The organism is Brucella sp. MAB-22, from assembly GCF_025908475.1.
Lineage (GTDB): Bacteria > Pseudomonadota > Alphaproteobacteria > Rhizobiales > Rhizobiaceae > Brucella > Brucella anthropi.
In genome coordinates this window covers 1,386,941-1,413,226 of the sequence record NZ_CP109782.1, presented here as the reverse complement: position 1 = coordinate 1,413,226, position 26,286 = coordinate 1,386,941, and the positions used below count along the sequence as shown (strand labels likewise).

Below are 26,286 nucleotides of genomic sequence, written 5' to 3'. Positions count from 1 at the left end.
TGTTGTCGTCAAGCTACGAGGGCGCGTGGATCAAAGCCTTCGAACGTGATCTGGTCGACATTGAGATCGCTATGTTTCTGCATTTCCCGATCCCGCACTGTCCAGCTGATCACCGGCATTTGTAACTTCTCGCGAACAAAGGTGACGAACGGGTTGGGCAGGTGATGCACATTATAGGAGACGAAGGAGATGCCATGCGCCAGCATGGAGAAATGTCTTTCGAAGTCCTCCCTGCGTGTACCTTCGGCTGTCAGACCGCCAGGAATTCCCGGTGCATCTGCCGCAAAACGGCGGATCAGGTGGTGATCGAAAGACATGATCGCGGCTTCGCCCTTATAGGATGCCAGTTCTTTGGCAACGGTGGCAACCAGACCGTCATCTTTACCTTCGATACCCTTCAGCTCGATAACGAGGGGAACGCGACCATCGACCAGATCAAGCATTTGACGAAGCGTCGGCACATGATCGGCGGTGCCGCCAATCTTCAGTGCGGTGGCTTCCTTCAGTGTCAGATCGCTGATGTAGCCTTCACGACCGGCGAGACGTTTCAGTTCATCGTCATGAAAGACCACAACGCCGCCGTCAATTGTGAGATGCACATCGCATTCGATAGCGAAACCCGCCTTTACTGCTGCCTCGAACGCTGAAAGAGTGTTTTCCCAGCGCTCTTTATTGAGATCGTGCAATCCGCGATGAGCAACAGGACGCTTCTTGATCCAGTCGATGGAAGTCATGTCAGGCAACCTCGATGATCGCTTCTATTTCAACAGGTGCATTGAGGGGTAGGCTCGCAACACCAACAGCCGAGCGGGCATGTTTGCCAGCGTCGCCGAGAACCGCCACGAGGAGATCGGAGGCGCCATTGGCCACAAGGTGCTGTTCCACGAAATCAGGCGTGGAAGCCACGAAGGCAGTAATCTTCACAATCCGCTTGATGCGGCCAAGGTCACCAAGAGCAGCCTTTGCCTGGGCAAGGATGTTGACAGCACAGGCGCGTGCAGCAGCTTGTCCGTGCGCAACCGTCAGCTCATCACCAATCTGCCCCGTGTGCACAAGCTTGCCGCCTTCCAGCGGAAGCTGGCCAGATGTGAGAAGCAAAGAACCGCTTTGTGCAAAAGGAACGTAGTTTGCGGCGGGTGCTGCGGCCTCTGGGATGGATATACCCAGATTTTTGAGGCGGCTGTCGATCGTGTCGGTCATTGTATTAATCCTTGCTTGCAAAGGTACTTCGCGATCTACCTATAGGCAGAATCGGTGAAGCTTTTGGGAAGGGTGCGTTTTTTGCCTCGCTTCCGCCACGAGTTTTTTTATCATGCTCGTCAACTCATCGGGAGATTGATGTATGCGTTTTTTCAAGAGTGCGGTTGCGGCGAGTGGGACGGCTGCTTGTGTATGGGCCGGATTCGCTGGCGTCGCTCATGCGGCCTCGACGGTAACGTTGGTTCCACATCGCGCAGTCTATGATCTGACCCTGGATCGCGCCGACGAAAAATCGGGGATCAGCGGTTTGACCGGTCGCATGGTCTACGAGTTCAACGGATCTGCGTGTGAAGGCTACACCACCAATTTCCGTTTCGTGACTCGGATCGATATGGAAGAACAGCCGCAGCGTGTGACCGACCAGCAGACGACGACTTTCGAAGGTGCAGACGGAAAGAATTTCCGTTTCGTCAACAAGACCTTCGTGGACAAGGAACTGGTCAAGGAAGTGCGTGGTGACGCGAAACTCGAGGGCGGCAAGACAGTCGTTGAACTGAACAAGCCGAAGGAAAACAAGCTTGACCTCAAGGGAACGCAATTTCCGACCGGACATATGGAAGAGCTGATCGGCAAGGCGGAAGCCGGGCAGAAATTTTACCAGACGTCGCTTTTCGACGCGTCCGAAGATGCCGACCGGGTGGTTGCTACCACCGTTGTCGTCGGCAAGGAGCAGTCTCTGCCGGATGACGAGACCAAGGTCATGGGTAAATTTTCCAAGGATCAGGTCTGGCCGGTGACGATTGCCTATTTCGATGACAAGGAAAAGCAGGACGGCCTGCCGATCTACCGCATTAATTTCAAGCTCTATCGCAATGGCATCACCCGCGACCTCACTATGGACTATGGAGATTTCTCCATGCGCGGGAAGCTTGTGAAGCTTGATGTCTATGACGCGGCAAAACAGACCGCGACCTGCAAATAAGCACGCCGATTGGCGTGTTTGTTCGCCTGTTCAATGCTATATTGTGTAGACGACTTGCAATTTACGGCGTGATCAGTTAACAGCGCGCCTATTCCACACACGGGATTGGGCTTTTGTCGGGAGAAATCCGGCAAAAACCTCCGGTGGCGAGAAATCGCCTCAGCCCGTGGAGGTTAAACCGGAAAAGGAAAATAAAGATGGCATTGCCTGATTTCAGCATGCGCCAGCTTCTGGAAGCTGGTGTTCACTTCGGCCACCAGACCCATCGCTGGAACCCGAAAATGGCACCATACATCTATGGTGACCGTAACAACATCCACATTCTCGATCTGTCCCAGACCGTTCCTCTGCTGCACAATGCGCTGAAGATCGTTTCGGACACGGTTGCTCGCGGCGGTCGCGTTCTGTTCGTCGGCACGAAGCGTCAGGCTTCGGACATCATTGCCGATGCTGCCAACCGTTCGGCACAGTATTACGTCAATGCACGCTGGCTCGGCGGCATGATGACCAACTGGAAGACGATCTCCAACTCGATCCAGCGTCTGCGCAAGCTCGACGAACTTCTGGCTGGCGAAGCTCAGGGCTTCACCAAGAAGGAACGCCTGAACCTTGAGCGTGAGCGTGAAAAGCTCGACCGCGCCCTCGGTGGTATCAAGGACATGGGTTCAGTTCCGGACCTGATGTTCATCATCGACACCAACAAGGAAGCGATTGCTATTCAGGAAGCCAAGCGTCTTGGTATCCCGGTTGTCGCAGTGATCGACTCGAACTGCGATCCAGACCAGATCGACTACCCGATTCCGGGTAACGACGACGCTGCACGCGCTATCGCTCTTTATTGTGATCTGATTGCTCGCGCTGCTCTCGACGGTATTGCCCGTCAGCAGGGCGCAATGGGCATCGACGTCGGTGCGCAGGCTGAAGCTCCGGTTGAGCCAGCCCTCGAAGCTCCGGCTGAAGGCGCTTAATCAGCGTATGATTTCATCCATCCGTCATATCTGCGATAGGGCGGGTGGATAATCTCGTTTCATCCCGGCGCGGGATTGTGATTCCTGAAGTGCAATGCTCAGGGTGATCGCGATCCAGAAACCAAGCGCCGGTTAAAAGTTGGCACACCCATCCGGTGTGCCTTCGCTTTCATGAAAGGCGATATCATGAGCATTTCCGCATCTCTCGTCAAAGAACTCCGCGACCTCACCGGCGCCGGCATGATGGACTGCAAGACAGCACTTGCTGAAACCAATGGCGATATCGAAGCTGCCGTTGACTGGCTGCGTGCCAAGGGTATTGCAAAGGCTGACAAGAAGGCTGGCCGTACGGCGGCCGAAGGTCTGGTTGGCGTTGCAGCTTCCGGCAACAAGGCTGTTGTGGTTGAAGTCAATTCCGAGACCGACTTCGTTGCCCGCAACGATGCTTTCCAGGATCTGGTCCGCAAGATTGCTCAGGCTGCTCTGTCGACCGACGGTTCGACCGAAGCTGTGGCCAACGCCAACGTTGACGGCAAGACCGTTACCGAAACGGCAAAGGACGCTGTTGCCACCATCGGTGAAAACATTGGCTTCCGCCGTTCGGCTGCGCTGACCGTCCCGCAGGGCGTTGTCGCGACCTACATTCACAACGGCGTTGCTGATGGCCTCGGCAAGCTCGGCGTTCTCGTAGCAATCGAAACCGCTGGCGATGCAGAAGCTGCAAACGCATTTGGTCGTCAGGTTGCCATGCACGTTGCTGCAATCAACCCGCTGGCTCTCACTGCCGAGGACGTTGACCCGGCTGCTGCCGAGCGCGAAAAGGCGATTTTCATCGAGCAGGCCCGTGAATCCGGCAAGCCGGACAACATCATCGAAAAGATGATCGAAGGCCGTATGCGCAAGTTCTACGAAGAAGTTGTTCTTCTTTCGCAGGCTTTCGTCATCAATCCTGACCTGACGGTTGCAGCTGCCCTCAAGGAAGCTGAAAAGACCATCGGTGCACCGGCCAAGATCACCGGCTTTGTCCGTGTTGCTCTCGGCGAAGGCATCGAGAAGGAAGAAACCGACTTTGCTGCTGAAGTAGCTGCTGCTGCCAAGGGCTAAGTGGCTCCGTTTTTTCAGCGCATTTTGTTCCGAAAACCGGTTTCCACTTTTCGGAATGCGCTGATTGCCTGAAAAGGCTTTTGATTATGAAGGGCATCGCGTGACAACGCGGTGCCCTTCGTGTATCGGAACCCGAACACAACCACTTGATCACAATCTGCGGAGAGCATCCAATGTCCGGTAAGCCCGCCTACAAACGCGTCCTTTTGAAAGCCTCGGGCGAGGCATTGATGGGCAGTCAGGGCTTTGGCATCGATGTTTCCGTTGCAGACCGTATTGCAAACGACATCAAGCAGGCACGGTCGCTTGGTGTTGAAGTTGGCGTCGTGATCGGCGGTGGCAATATTTTTCGCGGTGTCGCTGTGGCCTCCAAGGGCGGAGACCGCGTCACAGGCGATCACATGGGTATGTTGGCCACGGTCATCAATTCGCTGGCGCTGCGTACTTCCCTGCACAAGATTGGCGTCGATTCTGTCGTGCTCTCGGCCATAGCCATGCCTGAAATCTGTGAGAGCTTCTCGCAGAGACAGGCTACGGCTTACATGGATGAGGGCAAGGTCGTGATCTTTGCTGGTGGCACCGGAAATCCTTTCTTCACGACGGATTCGGCAGCAGCTCTTCGTGCTGCGGAAATTGAAGCGGATGCGCTTTTGAAGGGCACGCAGGTTGACGGAATCTATTCTGCCGACCCGAAGAAGGATCCGAACGCGACGCGTTTTGACAGTTTGACCCACAAAGAAGTTCTCGATCGCGGGCTTGCAGTCATGGATACAGCTGCTGTTGCCCTTGCGCGTGAGAACAACATTCCGATAATAGTCTATTCCATCCATGAAAACGGCGGCTTGGCCGAAATTCTGCAAGGCAAGGGACGCTGCACGATCGTTTCCGATAATTGATCGACCTTTGCTGCGTATCGAAGGAGAAAATGCATGAGTGATGCTTTCGACATCAACGACCTGAAACGCCGCATGGAAGGCGCTATCAATTCTTTGAAGCACGACCTTAACGGTCTGCGCACGGGCCGCGCTTCAGCAAGCTTGCTGGAGCCGATCGTGATCGAGGCCTATGGCTCGACCATGCCGATCAATCAGGTTGCCAATATCACTGTTCCCGAATCGCGTATGCTTTCGGTTTCCGTCTGGGACAAGAGCATGGTGGGCGCTGTGGAACGCGCAATTCGCGATTCCGGCCTCGGTCTCAATCCCATCACCGATGGCACGACGCTGCGCATTCCGCTGCCGGAATTGAACGAACAGCGCCGCAAGGAACTGGTCAAGATCGCGCACCAGTATGCTGAGCAGGGTCGTATCGCTGCCCGTCATGTTCGTCGTGACGGTATGGACACGCTGAAAAAGCTGGAGAAGGACAGCCTCATCAGTCAGGATGATGGCCGCGTTCTGTCTGAAAAAGTGCAGAAGCTGACGGACGAAACCATCGCTGAGATGGATAAGGTCGTTGCAGTGAAAGAAGGGGAGATCATGCAGGTCTAGTACCTGCATGGTTTTCATTGAGGGAGAGCTTCGCCATGTCCGATCCGCGCCACATCGCCATTATCATGGATGGCAATGGCCGTTGGGCGAAGGCGCGCAATTTGCCGCGCAGCGCCGGGCACCGGGCAGGCGTGGAAGCTCTTCGTGAGATTGTGCGGGCGGCCGGGGATCGTGGTCTCGGCTACCTTACATTGTTTGCGTTCTCTTCAGAGAACTGGTCCCGCCCCAGCGGCGAGGTGAACGATCTTCTGGGGTTGCTGAAGATTTTCATCCGACGCGATCTTGCTGAGCTGCACCGCAATAATGTGCGTGTCAGTATTATCGGCGAGCGCGAGGAACTTGCCGCCGATATACGTGCGCTATTAGTCGAAGCGGAAACGCTTACGCGTCGCAATACAGGCCTCAACCTGATCATAGCTTTCAATTACGGTTCCCGCGACGAGATCGTCCGTGCCGTTCGAAGTCTGGCGCGTGATGTCGCTGCCGGACTGCTTGATCCTGCTTCCATTTCCAGTGAACTGGTTTCCGCAAATCTCGATACAGCCGGGATACCCGATCCCGATCTTATCATCCGTACGAGCGGGGAAATGCGCCTGTCGAATTTCCTGCTCTGGCAAGCGGCGTATTCCGAGTTTCTATTCCTGCCCATTCATTGGCCTGATTTCCGCGCGTCTGATCTTGATGCAGCCTATGAGGCTTTTCGCCAGCGCGAGCGTCGGTTTGGCGGCGTTGAAGTGCGCGCCGGACTGGAAGACCGTGAAGAAGAAATCGCATGCCCTTCGACCAAGGGGGCGGCAGTCTAAGGTGGTTCCCGAGAGTTGGGACGACTGAAAATGCTCTAATATGGCGTAAGCCAGTCTGTCGAAAGGTCTCAATGTCCAATCTGCAAACCCGCATCATTACTGCCATTGTCCTCGGTGCAGCCGCCTTGTGGCTGACGTGGGTCGGCGGTTTGGGTTTCACACTGTTTTCGATTGCAATCGGATTGGCCATGTTCCACGAGTGGACGAGCCTGACCGCACCGAAGCAGACAGTGTTCTCACGTGTGTTCGGCTGGGCATGGCTGGTGCTCACAAGCGTTCTGCTTGTTATGGACCGGAGCGCTTTGCTGACGATTGGCGTTCTGTTGGTGGGCACCCTCATTCTTCTGGCCACGCAATGGCGGACAGGGCGCGGCTGGCCAGCGGCGGGGCTTTTCTATGCAGGTTTCTCCGCCGTTTCGCTTTCACTCCTGCGCGGCGATGAGCCCTTTGGCTTTACTGCGATTGTTTTCCTTTTCGCAGTTGTCTGGTCCACGGATATCGCGGCCTACTTCAATGGCCGGGCACTGGGCGGGCCGAAACTGGCACCGCGCTTTTCACCGAACAAGACATGGTCAGGCGCCATCGGTGGCGCCGCGGCTGCGGTAGCCGGTGGCATTCTGGTTGCCTCACTGGTGGCTGCTCCCGGAAGCTGGCTGGTACCGCTACTCGCATTGCTGCTGTCTGTCGTTTCGCAGATTGGCGACCTTGCAGAATCATGGGTGAAGCGCCAGTTCGGCGCAAAGGACTCTGGCCGTCTTTTGCCGGGGCATGGCGGTGTTCTGGATCGCGTGGACGGGCTTGTCGCTGCTGCCGCACTTTTGTACCTGTTTGGTGCAATTTTTGCAGAACCAGACGTGCCGTCCGCTATATTCTTCAGTTTCTAAGGGTGCGACGGATGAGTTTGTGGGATTGCTCAAAACGCATTCGGTTCTTCGGAAGCCCACTAGCGTTGTGTAAGGAGTAGTGATTTGCAGGAGGCGTTGGCCTTTTTTCTGGGTGGCGAAAGTCTGCTTGTCGGGACCATCATTCCATTCCTCTTTGTTTTGACCGTTGTGGTCTTTGTCCATGAAATGGGCCACTATCTGGTTGCGCGCTGGTGCGGCATTGGCTCACAGGCATTTTCTATCGGCTTCGGACCTGAGCTGATCGGTTTCACGGACAAGCACGGCACGCGGTGGAAGATTTCTGCCATTCCGCTTGGTGGCTATGTCAAATTCATCGGTGACGAGAGCGCCACAAGCTCTCCAGTTGACGTCGATAATGCAAGCCTGAGCGCAGATGAGCAGCGAAGGGCATTCCATACCCAGCCTGTGTGGAAGCGGGCGGCGACCGTCTTTGCCGGTCCTGCTTTCAATATCATTCTGACGATCGTTATCTTCAGTGTCTTCTTCGCGCTCTATGGGCGTCAGATTTCCGATCCGCTCATAGCTGGCGTCCAGCCTGGCAGTCCTGCTGCTGAAGCAGGGTTTGAAGCCGGGGATCGCTTTATCAGCGTTGAGGGCGAAAAGATCACAACTTTTTCCGATGTGCAGCGCATCGTATCCGGACGGGCCGGGGACAAGCTGAACTTCACTGTCGAGCGTGATGGCAAGATGGTGGATTTGCAGGCCGTTCCGGCAATCGTCGAGCGTACGGATCCGCTTGGAAACAAGATCAAGCTTGGCGCCATCGGCGTGGAAACCACTGAAGCTGTCGGTAATTTCCGCCGGATTGAATATGGCCCCCTCGAATCAGTGGGACAAGCTGTCATGGAAACGGGCTACATTATCAGCCGGACAGGAGAGTTCTTTCAGCGTTTTGCGGTTGGGCGTGAGGACAAATGTCAGCTCGGTGGTCCGGTGAAAATCGCCAATATGGCTGGTAAGGCTGCGAGTCAGGGTTTTGACTGGCTCATCCAGCTAATGGCAATGTTGTCGGTTGGTATCGGGCTTTTGAACCTGTTTCCATTGCCTCCATTGGATGGCGGCCATCTGGTTTTCTATGCGGTGGAGGCCATAAAGGGTAGCCCGGTATCTGTTGCGGCGCAGGAAATTTTCTATCGTGTTGGGTTCCTACTTGTTATGGGATTCATGGGGTTCGTACTTTTCAACGACCTGTTTGCCTGCTAGATGACTCTCCGGCTGGCTCAGGTGGTGATCTTGGGGATCGGTGCAGGCTGGAGGGTTCCAGTCAGCTAACCGCTATGATGCGCATCTTCTCTGGCGAGGATCGGGGAAGGTGTTAAACAGAAGTGAAAATTGGGAGTGACTGCTCGAAAAGCTAAGCGATTTGTTTACCATAACGCTCAAATCGCGTGGCGCGGATGCCACGCTGGTTGCTTAAGTAAACAGAATTTAACCGTGACGCTTGCTTGTATGGAAAAACCGGGTATGACGGTTGTATCTGTACGTGCTTTTCTGGGTTAATCGCCCCGGGGACAGAAAGAAACGAAGGTTCGGAAAGCCTATGACGGCAAGTTCTAAATTCTTTGGCGCCGCTTCTGCGCTCGCCATGTCAGTGGCTCTTGTGGCTTCGGGTACTGCTGCACTCTCGCTGGCTTCGGTCAATGTTGCCGAGGCTGCTGTCGTTAGCCGTATCGAGGTACGCGGTAATACACGCGTCGACGCACAGTCCATCCGTGACAATATCGACATTCGTCCGGGCAAGGCCTTCACCAGCGCTGATATTGATGCTGCGGTGAAGCGTCTGTTTGCGATGGGTCTGTTCTCGGATGTTCGTATCAATCAGTCCGGCAGCACGCTCGTCGTGAATGTTTCTGAGCGTTCCGTCGTCAACAACGTCCTTTTCCAGGGCAACAAGAAGATCAAGGATCCTGATCTTACTCGTGCTGTTCAGCTCAAGCCACGTTCGCCTTATGACGCTGCGACGATGGAAGCTGACGTTGAAGCGATCAAGGGAGCCTATGCGCATATCGGGCGCAGCGATGCGACCGTGAATGCACGTACTGTTGATCTTGGTCAGGGGCGTGTGAACGTCGTTTATGAAATCAACGAAGGTTCGCGCACGAAAATCGCAAATGTCGATTTCGTTGGCAATCAGGCATTCGGCTCTCGTCGTTTGCGCGACGTGATTTCGACCAAACGTTCGAATCCGCTTTCGTGGCTGACGCGTAATGACGTATATGACGAAGGGCGTCTTCAGGCTGACGAGGAAACGCTCCGTCGTTTCTATTACAATCGCGGCTATGCGGATTTCCGCGTTATTTCATCGAATGCAGTTCTCGATCCGTCGACAAACGAATACACGATCACCATCACGGTTGATGAAGGTCAGCGCTATACATTCGGCAATGTAAGCGTCGAGAGCAACGTTGATGGCGTTGACGGGCAGGCCCTGGATCATCTGGTCAAGACTCGTTCGGGTAAGCCTTACAGCGCCAAGGAAATCGAAGATTCGGTTCTCGCAGTTACCGAAAATGTTGCCGGTAGTGGTTATGCTTTCGCCAAGGTTGAACCGCGTGGCGATCGTGATTTCGAGAACCATACGATTTCGGTCGTCTATAGCGTTGACGAAGGTCCGCGCGCTTACATTCAGCGCATTGAAATTCGCGGTAACGACAAGACGCGTGACTTCGTGATTCGTCGCGAATTCGACATGAACGAAGGCGATGCCTTCAATCAGGTCATGGTACAGCGCGCGAAGCGTCGTCTTGAAGCGCTGGACTTCTTCCAGACAGTCAATATCTCGACGGCGCCTGGCTCTGAGCCGGATCAGGTTATTCTTGTCGTTGATGTCGTTGAAAAATCGACCGGCGAATTCTCGATCGGTGGCGGTTATACGACAGGCGGCGAATCGCCGGGTGCACAGGTCGAAGCTGCTATTACCGAGCGTAACTTCCTCGGACGCGGCCAGTACATCCGTATCAGCGCCGGTGCCGGTCAGGATGATATGCGCAATTATGGCCTGTCGTTTACGGAGCCATATTTCCTCGGATACCGTCTCTCGGCTGGTTTCGATGTATTCCGTCGTACGTATCGCGTAAACGATGATTACGATGTCGAGCAGACCGGTGGTACGATCCGCTTCGGTCTTCCGATCACGGACAATTTCTCGGCAGGTCTCGCGTATAACCTCGTTCAGGAAAAGTATGACCTGTTCCGTGCGGATGCTGACAACTATTATGCGCCTGCCTTGCTAGAGGCTGCTGAGCATAGTCCGTGGCTGCGTTCGTCGATCAGCTATTCGCTGACCTACAACTCCATCGACGACATGAAGAATCCGCATGACGGTCTTTATGGCAAGTTCACACAGGAGTTCGCAGGTCTTGGCGGCGATGCCAAGTACATCAAGACCACGTTCAAGGGTAACTACTACAAGACGCTTTCTCAGGAAGCCGATATCGTCGGCATGCTGGGCATTGGCGGTGGTTATATCCATGAATTCGGTGATGATGGCGTCCGCATCTTTGATCTGTTCAAGAACAATTCGGACATCATCCGCGGCTTCAAGTTCAATGGTATCGGTCCATATCAGGATGCCGCGAACGGCAAACGCTACTGGATGGGCGGAACGACCTATATCAACGGTACGGCTGAAGTTCAGTTCCCGATGCCGCTCGTTCCTGAAAGCTTGGGTATCCGTGGCGCCTTGTTTGCTGATGCCGCAACACTTTATGGTAATGACTCTTCGCAGGGCGGTTCGCCAATCTATGGCGACGACAAGAAGCTTCGCGCTTCGGCAGGTATAAGCTTGATGTGGGCTTCGCCGTTCGGTCCTCTGCGTTTTGACTATGCGTTCCCGATCGCGAAGGCTGATACCGACAAGGTTCAGAACTTCAACTTCGGTGTTTCGACCAAGTTCTAATAGATTTGCCTTTTCCCGGGGTATAACAACCCCGGGGAAGAAAGTGTTTTGATGGCAGATCCTGTTTTTTTCGCGCCTTCGCGTGAACTCACGATTGGCGATATCGCAGATTTTACCGGTGCAAGACTTCGTGACCAGAAGCTTGCACCGCGTTCTGTTGCGCGTCTTTCTTCGCTTAAAGATGCTGTTGAGGGTTCTCTTGTCTTCGTCGAAGGCAAGAAGAATGCCGACGGTCTCTCCTCGATCAATGCTGCTGGTGTTCTCTGTAGCGAAGCTGTGGTGGACAGTGTGCCGTCGCACATAGCTGCACTCATAACCCGCAATCCACAACGCGACTTTGCTTCTGTTGGTCGAATGCTGTTTCCGGCATCCGTTAGACCGGTCAGCTGGTTTGGAGAAACTGGTGTTTCTTCAGCTGCAATTATTCATCCCACAGCACATATCGAGGCCGGTGCTACGATCGAGGCCGGTGCAGTTATCGGCAAGGGTGTAAGTGTCGGCAGCGGTACGCTGATCTCTTCAACAGCGGTGATCGGTGAAGGCAGCCAGATAGGTCGCAACAGCTATATTGCTCCCGGTGTAACCGTTCAGTGTGCTTTCATCGGCAATCAAGTGTCTCTTCATCCAGGTGTTCGGATTGGGCAGGACGGTTTCGGCTGCGTCCCAGGTCCCGCCGGCTTGGAAAAGGTTCCCCAGCTTGGCAGAGTCATCATTCAGGACAATGTCGAGATTGGCGCCAATACGACGATTGACCGTGGTTCATTGAACGACACCGTCATTGGCGAAGGTACAAAGATCGATAACCTCGTACAGATCGCCCATAATGTTCGGATCGGCCGTTTTTGTATTGTTGCGGCTCATTGCGGCATTTCCGGCAGCTGTGTCATCGGTGACCAGACGATGCTGGGTGGTCGTGTGGGACTTGCCGACCATTTGATTATCGGTTCGCGCGTGCAGATTGCCGCAGCGAGCGGCGTTATGAATGACATACCCGATGGCGAGCGCTGGGGCGGTATTCCCGCTCGGCCTATCAAGCAGTGGTTCCGAGATATCGCGAACATACGTAGCATCGGGCAATCGAGAAAGGAGCAATCCTCTGATGAGTGATGCAAATCAGACCAAGCTGGAAGCAGCAGATATCCAGGATCTTCTGGCAGTGCTGCCGCATCGCTATCCATTTTTGCTGATCGACCGGATTGTTGACATTGACGGCGACGTCTCCGCAACCGGCATCAAGAATGTGACGATCAACGAGCCGCATTTCACCGGACATTTCCCTGAAAAGCCGATTATGCCGGGCGTATTGATTGTCGAAGCCATGGCACAGACGGCGGGCGCTATTTCTCTGCTTCAGCGCAAAACCGGGCGCCCTGGCGTGGTCTATTTCATGACTATAGATAATGCCAAATTCCGTCGCCCGGTCATACCGGGAGATCGACTTTTGCTTCACGTAAAGAAGATCAAGCAACGCGCAAATATCTCGAAATACGAATGCATTGCCGAAGTCGATGGTGTAAAGGTTGCGGAAGCTGAAGTCGCTGCCATGATCAGTACAGCTGAAGAAAGCCAGTGAGCATATCAATGAAAGAAACATTTATTCACCCCACCGCTCTTGTTGAGCAGGGTGTGGAACTGGGGCAGGGTGTGTCTGTCGGCCCCTTCTGTCACATTCAGTCTGGCGCCGTCATAGGCGACAATTCGGAATTGATGAGTCATGTAGTGGTGACTGGTGCAACGACAATTGGCACAGGTGGAAAGGTTTATCCGCATGCTGTTCTGGGTTGCGACCCGCAGAACAACAAGCATAAGGGCGGCCCAACGAAGCTGAACATTGGCGCAAATTGCCTGATCCGCGAAGGCGTGACCATGCACAAGGGGTCAGACAGCGCACGTGGTTACACTTCGGTTGGCGACAACTGTTCGTTCCTGGCTTACGCGCATGTGGCACATGATTGTGACATTGGCGACTACGTCACCTTCTCCAACAATGTGATGATTGGTGGCCACACGACAATCGGACATCACGCTATTCTGGGTGGTGGTGCCGCTATTCATCAGTTTGTGCGCGTTGGGCATCACGCTTTCGTTGGCGGCATGGCTGCGGTTGTAAGCGATCTTATCCCGTACGGCATGGCGATTGGCGTGCACGCTCATCTCGGTGGATTGAATATCGTCGGCATGAAGCGTTCCGGTATGGAACGCAAAGAGATTCATAATCTCCGTCATGCAGTTCGGATGCTGTTCGATCGCACAAAGCCCATTCGGGACCGTGCAAAGGACGTCCTGACTGCGATACCGGATTCTCCGGCTGTCATCGATATGATCGACTTCATCAATGTCGATACCAAACGTGCCTACTGTACACCTCCGCTCGATGCGGTCCATGGTGGGGCCGGGCATGACAGCGGCGAAGATTGAGCAAATACCGCGTCTTGCAGATGATGCGGGACGCGTTGCAATTATCGCCGGTAATGGCCTGCTGCCGATCAGTGTGGCGGAGGCCCTTGAGGCTGCGGAGAAGAAGCCATTCCTCGTACCGTTGCGAGGGGAGGCTGATCCGGTACTCTACAAGTACGAGCATCAGGAAATCTCCATCGTAGAGTTTGCAAAGCTCGTGCGGTCCATGAAGGCTGCCGGTGTGGATCGCGTTGTCCTCGCTGGTGGCGTGACAAGCAGGCCCCATGTCAGTGATCTGAAGTTTGACTGGCCTACTCTGCGCGCAGTGCCTTACGTTTTACGTGCGCTGGGACAAGGCGATGATGCTCTTTTACGTGCATTTATCGGTCTGCTGGAGTCCTTCGGTTTCAAAGTTGTCGGGGCTCACGATGTTGTTCCGAATTTACTTTCCCCATCGCCAGCTCAAATTTTGACGCGAAATGCACCGGACGCGCGAGAACGTCATAATCTTGAACTTGCAATGGAATCTGCGCTTCGTCTGGGGGATCTGGATGTCGGGCAGGGTGCTGTTGCGGTTGGCGGACGTGTCGTTGCGCTCGAAGGGGCGGAAGGCACAGATCAAATGATAGAGCGTGTGCGCGAGTTACGTGCAGCTGGCCGCATACCTCGGCGTGGCGGTGTTCTCGTCAAGATGGCGAAGCCGCGACAGGACGAAAGAGCAGACCTTCCGACTATCGGAATTTCTACGATTGATAATGCCGTAAAAGCGGGATTATCAGGAATAGCTGTTGAGGCAGGCAGGACATTCATTCTAGGCTTCGGTGAAACCATCGCGGCGGCCAATGCAGAAGGCCTTTTCATAGAGACGGTCAGTCGCGAGAAAAAGGATATCAAGAAGTGAACACCACCAGCCGGCCATTGAAAATAGCAATAGTGGCCGGTGAAGAATCCGGTGATCTTCTAGGTGCCGACCTTATTGATGCGTTGCGGAGCCAGACAGACCAGTTGGTTGATATCATCGGTGTCGGTGGTGATCACCTTGCAGCCCGGGGAATGAAGTCTTTTTTTGATCCGCACGAGATTGCGCTTATGGGGCTGGGCGCAATTCTGAAGAACTTACCGGGTCTAATGCGGCGTATTGGCCAGACCGCTAGAAGCATCATCGCTGAGAAACCGGATTGCGTACTTCTGATTGACAGTCCGGAGTTTACACATCGCGTTGCCAAGAAGATCAGGGCTGCAAATCCATCGATTCCCATCGTGAAGTATATCGCACCAAGCGTGTGGGCCTGGCGGCCGCAACGCGCACGGGCGATGAAAGCCTATTTCGACCATGTGTTGACTATTCTTCCATTTGAGGTGGAGGTCATGCAGCGGTTAAGCGGGCCGAGTGCCACTTATGTCGGACATCGCCTTTCTAGTTATGAACCGATACTGCGGGCACGGGCTGAACAAAAAACTCTGGAAGCGCGACGGACTGTTGAGTCCCGAAAAACATTGCTCGTTCTGCCGGGGTCTCGTCGGACTGAAATCCAGATGCTCATGGAACCGTTCGGGCAGGCTGTTGGTGAATTAGCTGCCCGGGTCGACAAGCTTGACGTCGTTCTGCCGACACTGCCACGCATTGAGGAAATGGTTCGCGATCTTTCAAAGGACTGGGCTGTCAAACCGCTTATTGTGCTGGGTGATGAGGAAAAGTGGAAAGCTTTTTCTAAAGCCGATGCGGCGCTTGCCGCTTCAGGGACGGTTTCGCTGGAGCTGGCTCTATCGCGCATTCCAAGCGTGCTTTCCTATAAGGCGGACTGGTTCGCACGCAAGTTTCTGATGCCCAAGATCACGATCTGGAGCGCTGCCTTGCCAAATATCATCGCCGACGAGCCGGTCGTTCCTGAGTATTTTAATGAGTTTGTCCGTCCGGGAATGCTTGCACGCAACCTTGAACGGTTGATGCGGCCTGGATCGGCACGTCAGGCGCAGCTGGACGGATTTGATAAAGTTGCGTTGATCATGGCGACGGAGCAACCCTCCGGCGAGATCGGGGCGCGCGTCATTCTGGAACTGGCAGGCAATTCCAAGAGCTGATTTTGACTGTAGATTGAATACGAAAAACCCCGGTTGTTTTGGCAACCGGGGTTTTTATTATAGTCTGATACTTACTTACGCTTTGCGAGCGGCACGTAATCCCGCTCGGGAGCGCCGGTATAGAGCTGGCGCGGACGGCCGATCTTCTGCTGCGGATCTTCGATCATTTCCTTCCACTGTGCGACCCAGCCGACGGTGCGGGCGAGAGCAAAGAGAACCGTGAACATTTCGGTCGGGAAGCCGAGAGCCTTCAGCGTGATGCCGGAGTAGAAGTCGATGTTTGGATAAAGCTTCTTCTCAATGAAGTATTCGTCCGTCAGGGCGATCTTTTCCAGTTCCATTGCAACGTCGAGCAACGGATCGTCCTTGATACCCAATTCGCCCAGAACTTCATGGCAGGTCTTCTGCATGATCTTGGCGCGTGGATCGTAGTTCTTGTAGACGCGGTGACCGAAGCCCATCAGACGGAACGGATCGTTCTTGTCCTTTGCACGGGCGATGAATTCTGGAATGCGGTCCACAGAACCGATTTCAGCCAGCATGTTGAGCGCAGCTTCATTTGCGCCGCCGTGGGCAGGGCCCCAGAGGCAGGCAACGCCGGCAGCGATACATGCAAACGGATTGGCTCCAGAAGAACCGGCAAGGCGCACGGTCGAGGTCGAGGCATTCTGCTCATGATCTGCGTGGAGAATGAAGATGCGGTCCATTGCACGAGCCAGAACCGGATTGACCTTGTAATCCTCGCATGGAACGCCAAAGCACATGTGCAGGAAGTTCGACGCAAAATCGAGGTCGTTCTTCGGGTACATGAACGGCTGGCCGATATGGTACTTGTAGGCCATGGCGGCAAGCGTTGGAACCTTGGCGATCAGACGGATCGACGCGACCATACGCTGATGCGGGTCGGTGATGTCGGTCGAGTCATGATAGAAAGCCGACATTGCACCAACGCAGCCAACCATGACTGCCATGGGATGAGCGTCACGACGGAAGCCCGTAAAGAACTTCGTCATCTGTTCGTGAATCATCGTGTGGCGTGTCACACGGTAGTCGAAGTCAGACTTCTGCGTCGCGGTAGGCAATTCGCCGTAGAGAAGCAGATAGCAGGTTTCCAGAAAATCACCGTGTTCGGCAAGCTGATCGATCGGGTAACCACGATAGAGCAAGGTGCCTTCATCGCCATCGATGTAAGTGATCTTGGATTCGCACGATGCCGTGGACGTGAAACCGGGATCGTACGTGAACATCTGCGAGTTTTTGTAAAGTGGACCGATATCGACGACGTCTGGTCCGACAGTGCCTTGTCGTACAGGCAGGTCGAATGTTTTGCCTTCTAGTGTAAAGCTGGCTGTCCTATCTGACATCGTGTTTCCTTTCATGTCCACTTTGCCGCCCGCACGACGGCAGAATTGTAATCGTCGTTATAATTTGTCTTTTATCTCTTGGCATGGTCCCAGCCCCTATGGGGACCATCAGCGTTTAGCGCATTATCCTAACGATTTTGCCCGTCAAACTATCCCAAACGGTTCGCGATGCAATGCGTAATTTGAACTATTTACGCCGGTTTTGTCACGTCAGCGTGAATGTTCCCACCTTAACCGATTTGATCGCGAATACGTCCGAGAGACTCTTCACGTCCAAGGACGAAAAGCACGTCGAACACACCCGGAGAGGTAGCGCGACCGGTTAGAGATGCACGTAAGGGCTGTGCAATCTTGCCCAGTTTCAGACCGGTTTTTTCTGCGTGAGTCCTTACGACGCCGTCAAGAGATTCAACGGTCCATTCGCCAGCTGCTTCCAGATCCGGGAGTACGGATTTGAGCACGGCCCGGCCTTCGTCGTTCAGGAGAGAAGCTGCCTTTTCGTCAAGATCAAGCGGGCGGGCAGCAAAGATGAATTTCGAACTATCAGCCAGTTCCACCAAAGTTTTGGCGCGGTCCTTCAGGCCCGGCATAGCTGCAAGCAATTGTGCGCTTCGCTTGTCGTCGAGAGCGTCGGCAATTTCCTTGCCACCCTCGATCTCCGGCAGAACAGCGATAAGCGCATCATAAAGCGCCTTGTCGTCACTGGCGCGCATATAGACGCCATTGATTGCCTCAAGCTTCTGAAAATCGAAGCGAGCTGCCCCCTTGTTGATATCCTTCACATCGAACCATTCGATCATCTGTTCGGTCGACATGATTTCGTCGTCGCCATGGCTCCAGCCGAGGCGTACAAGATAGTTGCGCAGAGCAGCAGGCAGATAACCCATCGCACGGTAGGCATCCACACCCAAAGCGCCATGACGCTTGGAGAGTTTTGCACCGTCCGCACCATGAATGAGCGGGATATGCGACATTTGCGGCACGTCCCAACCCATTGCAACGTAGATAACGGTCTGTCGCGCAGCATTGGTCAGATGATCGTCGCCGCGTATGATATGGGTCACGCCCATATCGTGATCATCGACAACGACTGCATGCATGTAAGTCGGCGTACCATCGGAACGCAGAATGATGAAATCGTCCAGGTCTTTGTTGGGGAATCGCACATCGCCCTGCACAGCGTCCTGCACGAGGGTTTCGCCTTCCTGCGGTGCCTTGATCCGGATGACCGGCTTTACGCCTGCAGGCGCTTCTGACGGATCGCGGTCACGCCAGCGGCCGTCATAGCGCGGCGGACGGCCTTCTTCGCGTGCTTTCTCGCGCATTTCGGCCAGTTCTTCTGGTGTTGCATAGCAATAATATGCCTTGCCGAGAGCGACGAGCTCTTCTGCGACTTCGCGATGGCGAGGCGCGCGCTCGAACTGAGAGATGGCATCGCCGTCCCAGTCCAGACCAAGCCAGGTCAGGCCATCAAGGATGGCAGCCGTCGCGGCGTCGGTGGAACGTTCCCGGTCGGTGTCTTCGATGCGCAGCAGCATCTTGCCACCGCTGTGCTTGGCATAAAGCCAGTTGAACAAGGCAGTGCGCGCACCACCAATGTGCAGATACCCCGTGGGCGAGGGGGCAAAACGGGTAACGACCGGTTTCGACATGATAGCTCCACTATGTCGTGCGCCTTTTTAGAGCAGCGGCAAATGCCGGAGACACAGGCGCGAACTTGAATTCCAATGCCTGAGCGAGAATGCCCGGCAGGTAATCGGGGTTCGTTATGCGAACCCACTCGATTTCGGCTGCGGTTCATGTAGCATAGGCAGCAATGTGCGCAAGGGCCTCGCATCCCTTTCGCGCGAATGTGCCGTCGTTCTTTCGGGATATTCCGGCGGTTGGGCCAACTTTTGCGGTCAGGCGGGGGCATGACAGGCATCAGGGAAGCGAGCGATGCAAACGAACGGGCGCTTGTGAAAAGCTTGCCCGACGGTTTGGTGCGCGCTTTGTTGCCAGAGGTCTGGCCTCCAAATGATGTCGAGATTCCGGTAAATCCACTGCCGGTCAAGCCTCCTGCGCCGAGCTTGCGTGAACGACTTTTGTCTATACCGTCGGTCACAGGTCGACAGTTCAAGGCTGCGGCCGAAACTGAAGCGGGACGCGGTGTATTTTTTCTTCTGCTGCCGGTTTTTGCCGGTGTTGGCGCAATCATCTATTTCACGCTCTCATTCGAACCGGCATGGATACCGCTTTTGTCCATGCTCGGTATGGCCACTATCTTGCGAATTGCGACGCGCAAGCAATTCGCCGCTGCCCAAGGCGTGACATTGGCAATCGCTCTGCTGGCGGGGTTTGTGGTCGGCAAATGGGAAACGGAACGTCGTGCCACGCCGATGCTGGGCTCTGACGTGGCAACACGTGTAACGGGTCGGGTTGTCTCTCTTGAATATCAGGACAATGGCAGCTGGCGGATAACACTTGATGTGCTCCAGACAGAGCGTCCAAAACTCCGTTTTCCACCGAAACGCATTCGTGTCAATGCGCGGGACATACCGGCGTCAACGGCCATTGGCAGCGGACTGGCAGGTTTCGTGCGATTGCGTATTCCGTCGGGTCCGGTTCGCCCGGGTAACTACGATTTCTCGTTTCATGCCTATTTCAATGGTATTGGTGCCAATGGTTTCTTTCTCGGAACACCCAAAGTGGCGACGGTTTCTCAGCCAGACGAACTGACTGCGGAAATTTCCCAATGGATCGCCATGTTGCGCGTGCGGGTGTCTGAACGAATCGAGGAAGTGATCGGTGGCGAGGACGGCAGTGTTGCTTCGGCGCTTGTGGCAGGCACGCGTGCGGGGATCAGCGAGCGGACAAATGAAGACCTGCGCAAGGCGGGGCTCGCACATATTCTGTCGATCTCGGGCTTGCATATGGCGCTTGCCGCTGGCGTTGTCATGCTGACGTTGCGATCCGTCTTCGCGCTATTTCCGGCTTTCAGTGTGCGGCATCCGGTGAAGAAATATGCGGCCTTTCTCTCCCTGTTGAGCTGTACCTTCTATCTTGCCATGTCAGGTGCGGATGTCGCTGCACAACGAAGCTACGTGATGATTGCAGTCATGCTCGGAGCTTTGCTGGTAGACCGAGCGGCCATCAGCATGCGTAATCTGGCGATTGCGGCCATCGCTATGATTGCAATTTCGCCGCATGAGATACTGGGACCGAGTTTTCAAATGTCTTTTTCGGCTACGGCTGCGTTGATTGCCGGTTATGCCTGGTGGAGCGAGCGCTACGCGATCAGGCAGGTTGGCACGGAAGGACGTGGGAAGACCGCCTATAGCTTCGCTGGAAAAATCCTGAAGCCGATCACAGCGGCGGCGGCTACTTCGCTCATTGCCGGACTGGCGAGCGGGATTTTTGCAGCTTATCACTTCAACAATACAGCGCCGCTCGGCTTGGTAGGAAATGTCCTCGCTGAGCCTGTAATAGCTCTTCTCGTGATGCCGTTTGCCGTCTTTGGTCTTGTGCTGATGCCATTGCAACTGGACTGGGTGCCTTTGCAGATAATGGGCTGGGGCATTTTCGCAGTCAGGCACATTGCTGCTTTTGTTGCAAAGTGGTCACCAGACGGTAATCCTGGGGCCATGCCCGCACTCACTATCGTTCTCTGGACCATTGCGCTCGTTCTGGTTGTTGTTCTGTCGACCAGATTGAAAGTGTTGGCGCTGCCGTTCATCGTTCTAGGGTTTGCTGCTTTCGTCAGGGAGCCCTTTCCTGACATCGTGATCTCGGAAGACGCCAAACTGGTGGGGGTTCGGCTCGCAGACGGAAAGTTCGCAGTCAATCGAAGCCGACCGTCACAGTTCACAATCGACAATTGGAAAACCGCTTATCTGGTGGAAGAGTTCATCGCGCCACCATCGGGCAAAAACAGGAAACAAACTGATGGGGACGGGTTCGAATGCGAAGATGGACTTTGTACGATCAGTTTGCGTGATGGTCGTACACTAGCCTACACCGCAGATGTCGCGATGCTGGAAATAGCCTGCAATATCGGCGATGTGGTTATTCTCGCCGTTTCCGGCAAAAATCTGGCGTGCGAACGTTCCACTATCCTGAGCATCAGCAAGCAGGAACTGGCACTAAAGGGAGCTGTCGAGATCAGGCTCGGAGAAAGGCCAGATCAAAATCGATCTTCCAAAACTGTATCGGGCGACATCTACGACGTCGCAAAGCCCGGGATGAACCAGCAAACATCTGAATGGCAGCCGGAGGACCGAATTACCTATGCAATTGATGCGCCAAGTCGTCCTTGGCATTTGCACCGCATCCATTCGCGTCCAGCACGTGGCTTGTCCGAGCGCGAGTACAAACCAAAATCCCACTCCGCTCAAAATGCCGGAGTTTGTTCATCAGGTGTTAGCGATGAACCAACGCGCTGCAACTAAATAAAGAATGGTTCCACGTTTCTGTTCTTAACTGGAACCGCTCCATTGTTTGAACTCGGAGCTTATCTCCAAAACCGGCTACACTACGATCTAGTAGCGGCGGATCAGGCCCACAAGCTTGCCCTGCACACGAACGCGATCCGGGCCAAATATTCTGGTTTCGTATGCCGGGTTTGCGGCTTCCAAAGCGATGGATGCACCCTTGCGGCGAAAACGCTTCAAAGTCGCTTCCTCGTCATCGACAAGTGCCACCACGATTTCGCCGGGGTTTGCGGAATCACCGCGTTTAATGATGACCGTGTCACCATCGAAAATTCCGGCATCGATCATTGAATCACCTCTGACCTCAAGCGCGTAATGCTCGCCCGTACCGATCATTTCGGGCGGAAGGCTGAGGGAGTGTGTCTGATTCTGGATTGCCGAAATCGGTACACCCGCAGCAATTCGCCCCATGACCGGTACGGACACAGTTCCAGACGTGTCGTCATTGGTAGCCACGGGAGCGGGGCGTGCCGGTGGCGGAGGCGTTTTGCCCAGGCTGCCTTCGATAACGCTGGGAGCGAACTTCTTTTGTGCATTGAGGCCCGGAGCGATGGAATCCGGCAGACGTAACACCTCAAGCGCACGCGCCCTGTTCGGCAGACGGCGAATAAATCCACGCTCCTCAAGGGCGGTGATCAGACGATGGATACCCGATTTTGAAGCCAGATCGAGCGCTTCCTTCATTTCATCGAAAGACGGGGGAATGCCCGTTTCTTTTAGACGTTCATGAATGAACAGCAGAAGCTCGTGCTGTTTACGGGTTAACATGCGCGACACCCTCCCGGCCAAGAATCGAGAAAAACAAAACCAGAACGAACACTATATGTTCCAGTCTTGTTCTGCAATGGTTTTAAAACCATTAACGCTCAGGGTGAGATTGAACGGAATATTTCAGGGCAAGACCATCACGGGCACGGCATGTCAGATGCTGCTTCGAATAACATATATTTTATTAGGACTTAGGTCTGTTTTCTCAAGCTTTAGTGAGGGCGAGAATTGCGCTCGATCTATAGCATGAGAACGCGACAATCATCGCCAACAGTGGCAGCAGGAGCGTTTTCATCCCTGATGAGAAGCGCTTTTGAACCGACGAGAGCTGAAAGCATGGACGAATCTTGGACCGGAAACGGCTTTGCGGTCAGCGTTCCGTCAGGGTTTGATTCGATTGTGGCCCGGATATAATCGCGGCGGTGGTCATTCGCAGGCAGGTCAGTGCCCAGCTTTGCAGGTCGGATATCGGCATCGAGGTTCGTTCCGGCAAGCTTGGCGACGAGCGGACGGAGAAAAACGAGGCTGCATACCAAGCTCGAAACGGGATTGCCCGGTAGGCCGATGACATGCACGATCTTGCCGTTCACTTCGATGCGCCCATACATCAGGGGCTTGCCGGGCCGCATGGCGATCTTCCAGAAGTCGAGATTGACGCCCTGTTTCTGCAGTGCTCCATGCACAAAATCCCGGTCACCGACGGAAGCGCCACCAATCGTTACCAGAATGTCGATGCCGCTTTGCAGGCTGTCTGCTATTGCCCGTTCGATTTTGGCAGGATCATCCGGAATGATCCCTTTATCATTTGGCGCTCCGCCGGCTCGCCTTACTATCTCGGCGATTCCAACGCTGTTCGATGCAACAATCTGGTCTTTTCCAGGTGTTTCCCCCGGCGGAACCAGTTCATCGCCGGTCGCAATGATTGCTATTTTGGGCTTTTGAAACACGTCGATTCTCGCATTGCCACTGGCCGCTGCCAGCGACAGAGCCGCAGCATCCAGCGCCCGCCCGCTCGGAATGACGATGTTATCGGGTGAAAAATCGAGGCCTGCGCGGCGTATATGTCGTCCCGGTTCTATGCCTTCGTGAACGGTTAGCCGGTTATCCGAGCGCTCAGTGTGTTCCTGAATAACGATCGTATCCGTGCCTTTGGGCAGTGGCGCGCCGGTGAAAATCCGGACCGCCTGACCAATTCCCGGTTCACCTTCGAAGCGATTGCCCGCTGCCGATTCGCCGATAATGTCGAACTCGACGGGATAAGAGATGTTGTCTGGCGCGATCAGGGCGTAACCGTCCATGGCCGATCCGTCGAACGGTGGCTGCAGAAAACGTGCCAAAACAGGTGTTGCAACCACGCGCCCACCTGCATCTGACAAAGCGACCTGCTCTTTACCGTGCGGTTCTGCGGATTTCAGGATGCGGGCCAGTGCTTCATCGACCGGGAGAAGGGACATGGCGTTTCCTCTCGAACTGAATTGTTGACCCGTCTAGACCACAGAATCTGTCCAGATGAGTTGATCCAGAGCAAAGTCTAGCGGTTTATGCTTTCCAGTCACCTGATTTGCCGCCGCCCTTTTCGGTAACGCGGATACCGCCGATCTCCATATGTTTGTCGACGGCTTTGGCCATGTCATAGATCGTAAGACATGTAACAGAAACGGCGGTGAGGGCTTCCATTTCCACGCCGGTGCGCCCCTTGAGCTTGGCCAGCGCACGAACGCGCAAACCGGGCAATGTCTGATCCGGCTCGATTTCGACGGCTACTTTGGTCAACATCAGTGGATGGCAGAGGGGAATCAGATCGGCGGTCTTTTTAGCCGCCATGATGCCAGCCAGACGCGCAGCGCCAATGACGTCACCCTTAGCGGCGTTGCCTTCCAGAATGAGCGCCAGCGTTTCCAGATTCATTCTGACCGCCCCTTCGGCCACAGCCTGTCGTTCAGTCTCGTCCTTGGCACCAACATCCACCATATTGGCAGCGCCGGTCTGGTCGATATGGGTGAGTTTGGACATCATCAGTCAGGCCTTGCCAGTCAGCAGTTCACGGGTAGCCGCTGCAACATCGGCCTGCCGCATGAGGCTCTCTCCGATGAGGAATGTCCCGATTCCAGACTTTTTCAGACGCAGGCAATCTTCGTGTGTGAATATGCCGCTTTCACCGACCAGAACGCGATCGGCTGGCGCCATCTTCGACAGCCGTTCCGAAACGGCCAGATCGACCTCAAATGTACGCAAATTGCGATTGTTGACGCCGAGCAGACGCGACGAAAGCTTTAGTGCGCGTTCCATCTCGGCTTCGTCATGCACCTCGATGAGTGCATCCATGCCAAGCTCGAACGCGGTTTCTTCCAACGCCTTTGCAAGATCATCGTCGACGCTTGCAAGAATGATCAGAATGCAATCTGCGCCCCAGCTGCGGGCTTCGTGTACCTGATAGGTATCGAACAGAAAATCCTTGCGCAGAGCCGGGAGACTGCAAGCGTTGCGAGCTGCCGTCAGAAATTCCGGTGCCCCCTGAAAGGAAGGCGTATCAGTCAGCACGGAAAGACATGCAGCGCCACCAGCTTCATAGGCTTTTGCAAGTGCAGGCGGATCGAAATCAGGGCGAATCAAGCCCTTCGATGGGCTTGCCTTCTTGATTTCAGCAATCAGCGCGAATTCGTCGGCGACGCGTTTTGCCTCCAGCGCTTTGAGAAAACCACGCGGGGCTTCCTGATCTTCTGCGCGTGCCTGCAAATCAGCGACGGTGCGCTCGGCTTTTGCAGCAGCGATTTCTTCGCGCTTGTAAGCCTCGATCTTGCGCAGAATGTCGGTGGACATGACTTGCTCCTTTCCGTCAGGCGGCCTTGTCGTTGGAAACAGCAATCACCTTCTGCAAAACATCAAGTGCTGCGCCGCTGTCGATGGATTGCGTCGCGAGTGCGATGCCTTCTTTGAGATCTTTCGCCTTGCCAGCTATCACAAGTGCCGCGCCTGAATTGAGCAGGACGATGTCTCGATAGGCGTTTTTCTCGCCTTCAAGCACGCCCAGCAGAGCTTTGGCGTTTACCGAAGCCTCGCCACCTTTCAGTTCGGCCGGATCGCAACGACGCAATCCAACTTCTTCCGGCGTAATTTCAAAGGTACGAATCTGACCGTTTTCGAGGGCGGCAACTTGTGTCGTTCCCGCGGTAGTCATCTCGTCGAGGCCATCGCCATAGACAACCCAGGCCGCTTCGGAACCCAGTTCCTTGAGCACTTCAGCCAGCGGCACAAGCCATTGTGGTGCGAATACCCCCACAAGCTGACGCTTGACACTGGCCGGATTGGAGAGGGGGCCAAGCAGATTGAAGATGGTGCGGGTGCCGAGTTCTACGCGCGAGGGGCCGACATGGCGCATGGCGGAATGGTGCATCGGTGCAAACATGAAGCCGAGGCCAGCTTCTGTGATGCTGCGACCGATGATGCTCGCGTCGGCCTCGATATTGATGCCGAGCGCCGCGAGTGCATCGGCTGCACCAGAGCGGGAGGAGAGGGCGCGGTTGCCATGTTTTGCTACAGGAACGCCAGCTCCAGCAACAACAAACGCCGAGCAGCTGGAGACATTGTATGAACCCGACTGATCGCCACCAGTGCCAACAATATCAATGGCATTGTTGGGAGCGGAAACTCCCAGCATACGCGAGCGCATGGAGGCAACGGCACCGGCGATTTCCGGTACTGTTTCACCGCGTACGCGCAACGCCATCAACAGTCCGCCGATCTGCGACGGCGTTGCCTGTCCTGACATCATGATATCGAAGGCGGCTCGGGAATCCTCAAGCGAAAGCGGTTCGCCTGATGCAGCTTTCGCGATATAGGGTTTTAGATCAGCCAT

Annotated in this window: 24 protein-coding genes; 15 read left to right on the top strand and 9 right to left on the bottom strand. The window is 54.8% G+C overall.

The genetic code is table 11. The features are described from left to right. Positions 1-8: 8 nt before the first annotated feature. Positions 9-734, bottom strand: a complete 726-nt coding sequence (locus OHI65_RS16330) for a glycerophosphodiester phosphodiesterase (RefSeq protein ID WP_012091952.1) — start codon at positions 732-734, stop codon at positions 9-11. 1 nt (position 735) lies between these two features. After that, complete coding sequence (locus OHI65_RS16325; protein WP_006471616.1) at positions 736-1,200, bottom strand: RidA family protein; 465 nt, start codon at positions 1,198-1,200, stop codon at positions 736-738. A 142-nt stretch (positions 1,201-1,342) separates the two neighbouring features. Between OHI65_RS16325 and eipB the strand changes: the two genes are divergently transcribed. The 14 genes from eipB (at position 1,343) to lpxB (ending at position 15,829) form a co-directional block, all read left to right on the top strand. After that, positions 1,343-2,182 (top strand): cell envelope integrity protein EipB, encoded by an 840-nt coding sequence (eipB, locus tag OHI65_RS16320; protein WP_010659975.1) that lies wholly within the window; start codon positions 1,343-1,345, stop codon positions 2,180-2,182. A gap of 197 nt (positions 2,183-2,379) precedes the next feature. Continuing rightward, positions 2,380-3,150 carry a 30S ribosomal protein S2 gene (gene rpsB / locus OHI65_RS16315; RefSeq protein ID WP_010659976.1) on the top strand — a complete coding sequence of 257 codons (771 nt, stop codon included), beginning with the start codon at positions 2,380-2,382 and terminating at the stop codon, positions 3,148-3,150. A gap of 186 nt (positions 3,151-3,336) precedes the next feature. Continuing rightward, entirely contained in the window at positions 3,337-4,254 is a 918-nt protein-coding gene (tsf, locus tag OHI65_RS16310; protein ID WP_036578226.1) for a translation elongation factor Ts, read from the top strand. 173 nt (positions 4,255-4,427) lie between these two features. Next, the gene (gene pyrH / locus OHI65_RS16305; RefSeq protein WP_010659978.1) at positions 4,428-5,150 is read left to right on the top strand and encodes a UMP kinase; all 723 of its coding nucleotides are present in this window, start codon (positions 4,428-4,430) and stop codon (positions 5,148-5,150) included. Positions 5,151-5,183: 33 nt separating this feature from the next. Beyond that, positions 5,184-5,744 (top strand): ribosome recycling factor, encoded by a 561-nt coding sequence (gene frr / locus OHI65_RS16300; protein WP_010659979.1) that lies wholly within the window; start codon positions 5,184-5,186, stop codon positions 5,742-5,744. A gap of 35 nt (positions 5,745-5,779) precedes the next feature. Beyond that, positions 5,780-6,547, top strand: coding sequence for an isoprenyl transferase (locus OHI65_RS16295; RefSeq protein WP_010659980.1), 768 nt, complete (start codon positions 5,780-5,782; stop codon positions 6,545-6,547). Between the two features lie 71 nt (positions 6,548-6,618). Next, entirely contained in the window at positions 6,619-7,431 is an 813-nt protein-coding gene (locus tag OHI65_RS16290; protein WP_010659981.1) for a phosphatidate cytidylyltransferase, read from the top strand. Positions 7,432-7,515: 84 nt separating this feature from the next. Then, on the top strand, positions 7,516-8,655 hold the full coding sequence (gene rseP, locus OHI65_RS16285) for an RIP metalloprotease RseP (protein ID WP_012091955.1): 1,140 nt from the start codon (positions 7,516-7,518) through the stop codon (positions 8,653-8,655). A 337-nt stretch (positions 8,656-8,992) separates the two neighbouring features. Further along, on the top strand, positions 8,993-11,350 hold the full coding sequence (gene bamA, locus OHI65_RS16280; protein ID WP_010659983.1) for an outer membrane protein assembly factor BamA: 2,358 nt from the start codon (positions 8,993-8,995) through the stop codon (positions 11,348-11,350). Between the two features lie 51 nt (positions 11,351-11,401). After that, positions 11,402-12,457, top strand: a complete 1,056-nt coding sequence (lpxD, locus tag OHI65_RS16275) for a UDP-3-O-(3-hydroxymyristoyl)glucosamine N-acyltransferase (RefSeq protein ID WP_264358751.1) — start codon at positions 11,402-11,404, stop codon at positions 12,455-12,457. Beyond that, positions 12,450-12,923 (top strand): 3-hydroxyacyl-ACP dehydratase FabZ, encoded by a 474-nt coding sequence (gene fabZ, locus OHI65_RS16270; protein ID WP_010659985.1) that lies wholly within the window; start codon positions 12,450-12,452, stop codon positions 12,921-12,923. Before lpxD ends, fabZ begins: the two co-directional genes overlap by 8 nt. An 8-nt stretch (positions 12,924-12,931) precedes the next feature. Then, positions 12,932-13,768, top strand: coding sequence for an acyl-ACP--UDP-N-acetylglucosamine O-acyltransferase (gene lpxA, locus OHI65_RS16265; protein WP_125300200.1), 837 nt, complete (start codon positions 12,932-12,934; stop codon positions 13,766-13,768). Further along, positions 13,749-14,648 (top strand): LpxI family protein, encoded by a 900-nt coding sequence (locus OHI65_RS16260; RefSeq protein WP_012091958.1) that lies wholly within the window; start codon positions 13,749-13,751, stop codon positions 14,646-14,648. Before lpxA ends, OHI65_RS16260 begins: the two co-directional genes overlap by 20 nt. Next, on the top strand, positions 14,645-15,829 hold the full coding sequence (gene lpxB, locus OHI65_RS16255; RefSeq protein WP_125300201.1) for a lipid-A-disaccharide synthase: 1,185 nt from the start codon (positions 14,645-14,647) through the stop codon (positions 15,827-15,829). Before OHI65_RS16260 ends, lpxB begins: the two co-directional genes overlap by 4 nt. A 71-nt stretch (positions 15,830-15,900) precedes the next feature. On the opposite strand, the gene gltA is transcribed toward lpxB, so the two are convergent. Then, positions 15,901-17,193 (bottom strand): citrate synthase, encoded by a 1,293-nt coding sequence (gene gltA / locus OHI65_RS16250; RefSeq protein ID WP_010659989.1) that lies wholly within the window; start codon positions 17,191-17,193, stop codon positions 15,901-15,903. Between the two features lie 230 nt (positions 17,194-17,423). Continuing rightward, positions 17,424-18,845: a glutamate--tRNA ligase gene (gene gltX / locus OHI65_RS16245; protein WP_125300202.1), complete on the bottom strand. Its 1,422-nt coding sequence runs from the start codon at positions 18,843-18,845 to the stop codon at positions 17,424-17,426. A gap of 261 nt (positions 18,846-19,106) precedes the next feature. Between gltX and OHI65_RS16240 the strand changes: the two genes are divergently transcribed. Then, on the top strand, positions 19,107-21,620 hold the full coding sequence (locus OHI65_RS16240; protein ID WP_125300203.1) for a ComEC/Rec2 family competence protein: 2,514 nt from the start codon (positions 19,107-19,109) through the stop codon (positions 21,618-21,620). A 90-nt stretch (positions 21,621-21,710) separates the two neighbouring features. On the opposite strand, the gene lexA is transcribed toward OHI65_RS16240, so the two are convergent. The 5 genes from lexA to trpD all read right to left on the bottom strand — a co-directional run bounded on the left by lexA (position 21,711) and on the right by trpD (position 26,286). Beyond that, positions 21,711-22,430 carry a transcriptional repressor LexA gene (gene lexA / locus OHI65_RS16235; protein WP_125300204.1) on the bottom strand — a complete coding sequence of 240 codons (720 nt, stop codon included), beginning with the start codon at positions 22,428-22,430 and terminating at the stop codon, positions 21,711-21,713. Between the two features lie 239 nt (positions 22,431-22,669). After that, on the bottom strand, positions 22,670-23,884 hold the full coding sequence (glp, locus tag OHI65_RS16230) for a gephyrin-like molybdotransferase Glp (protein WP_125300205.1): 1,215 nt from the start codon (positions 23,882-23,884) through the stop codon (positions 22,670-22,672). A gap of 85 nt (positions 23,885-23,969) precedes the next feature. Continuing rightward, positions 23,970-24,446, bottom strand: coding sequence for a cyclic pyranopterin monophosphate synthase MoaC (gene moaC / locus OHI65_RS16225; RefSeq protein WP_125300206.1), 477 nt, complete (start codon positions 24,444-24,446; stop codon positions 23,970-23,972). Positions 24,447-24,449: 3 nt separating this feature from the next. After that, positions 24,450-25,250 carry an indole-3-glycerol phosphate synthase TrpC gene (trpC, locus tag OHI65_RS16220; protein ID WP_125300207.1) on the bottom strand — a complete coding sequence of 267 codons (801 nt, stop codon included), beginning with the start codon at positions 25,248-25,250 and terminating at the stop codon, positions 24,450-24,452. 16 nt (positions 25,251-25,266) lie between these two features. Further along, complete coding sequence (gene trpD, locus OHI65_RS16215; RefSeq protein WP_125300208.1) at positions 25,267-26,286, bottom strand: anthranilate phosphoribosyltransferase; 1,020 nt, start codon at positions 26,284-26,286, stop codon at positions 25,267-25,269.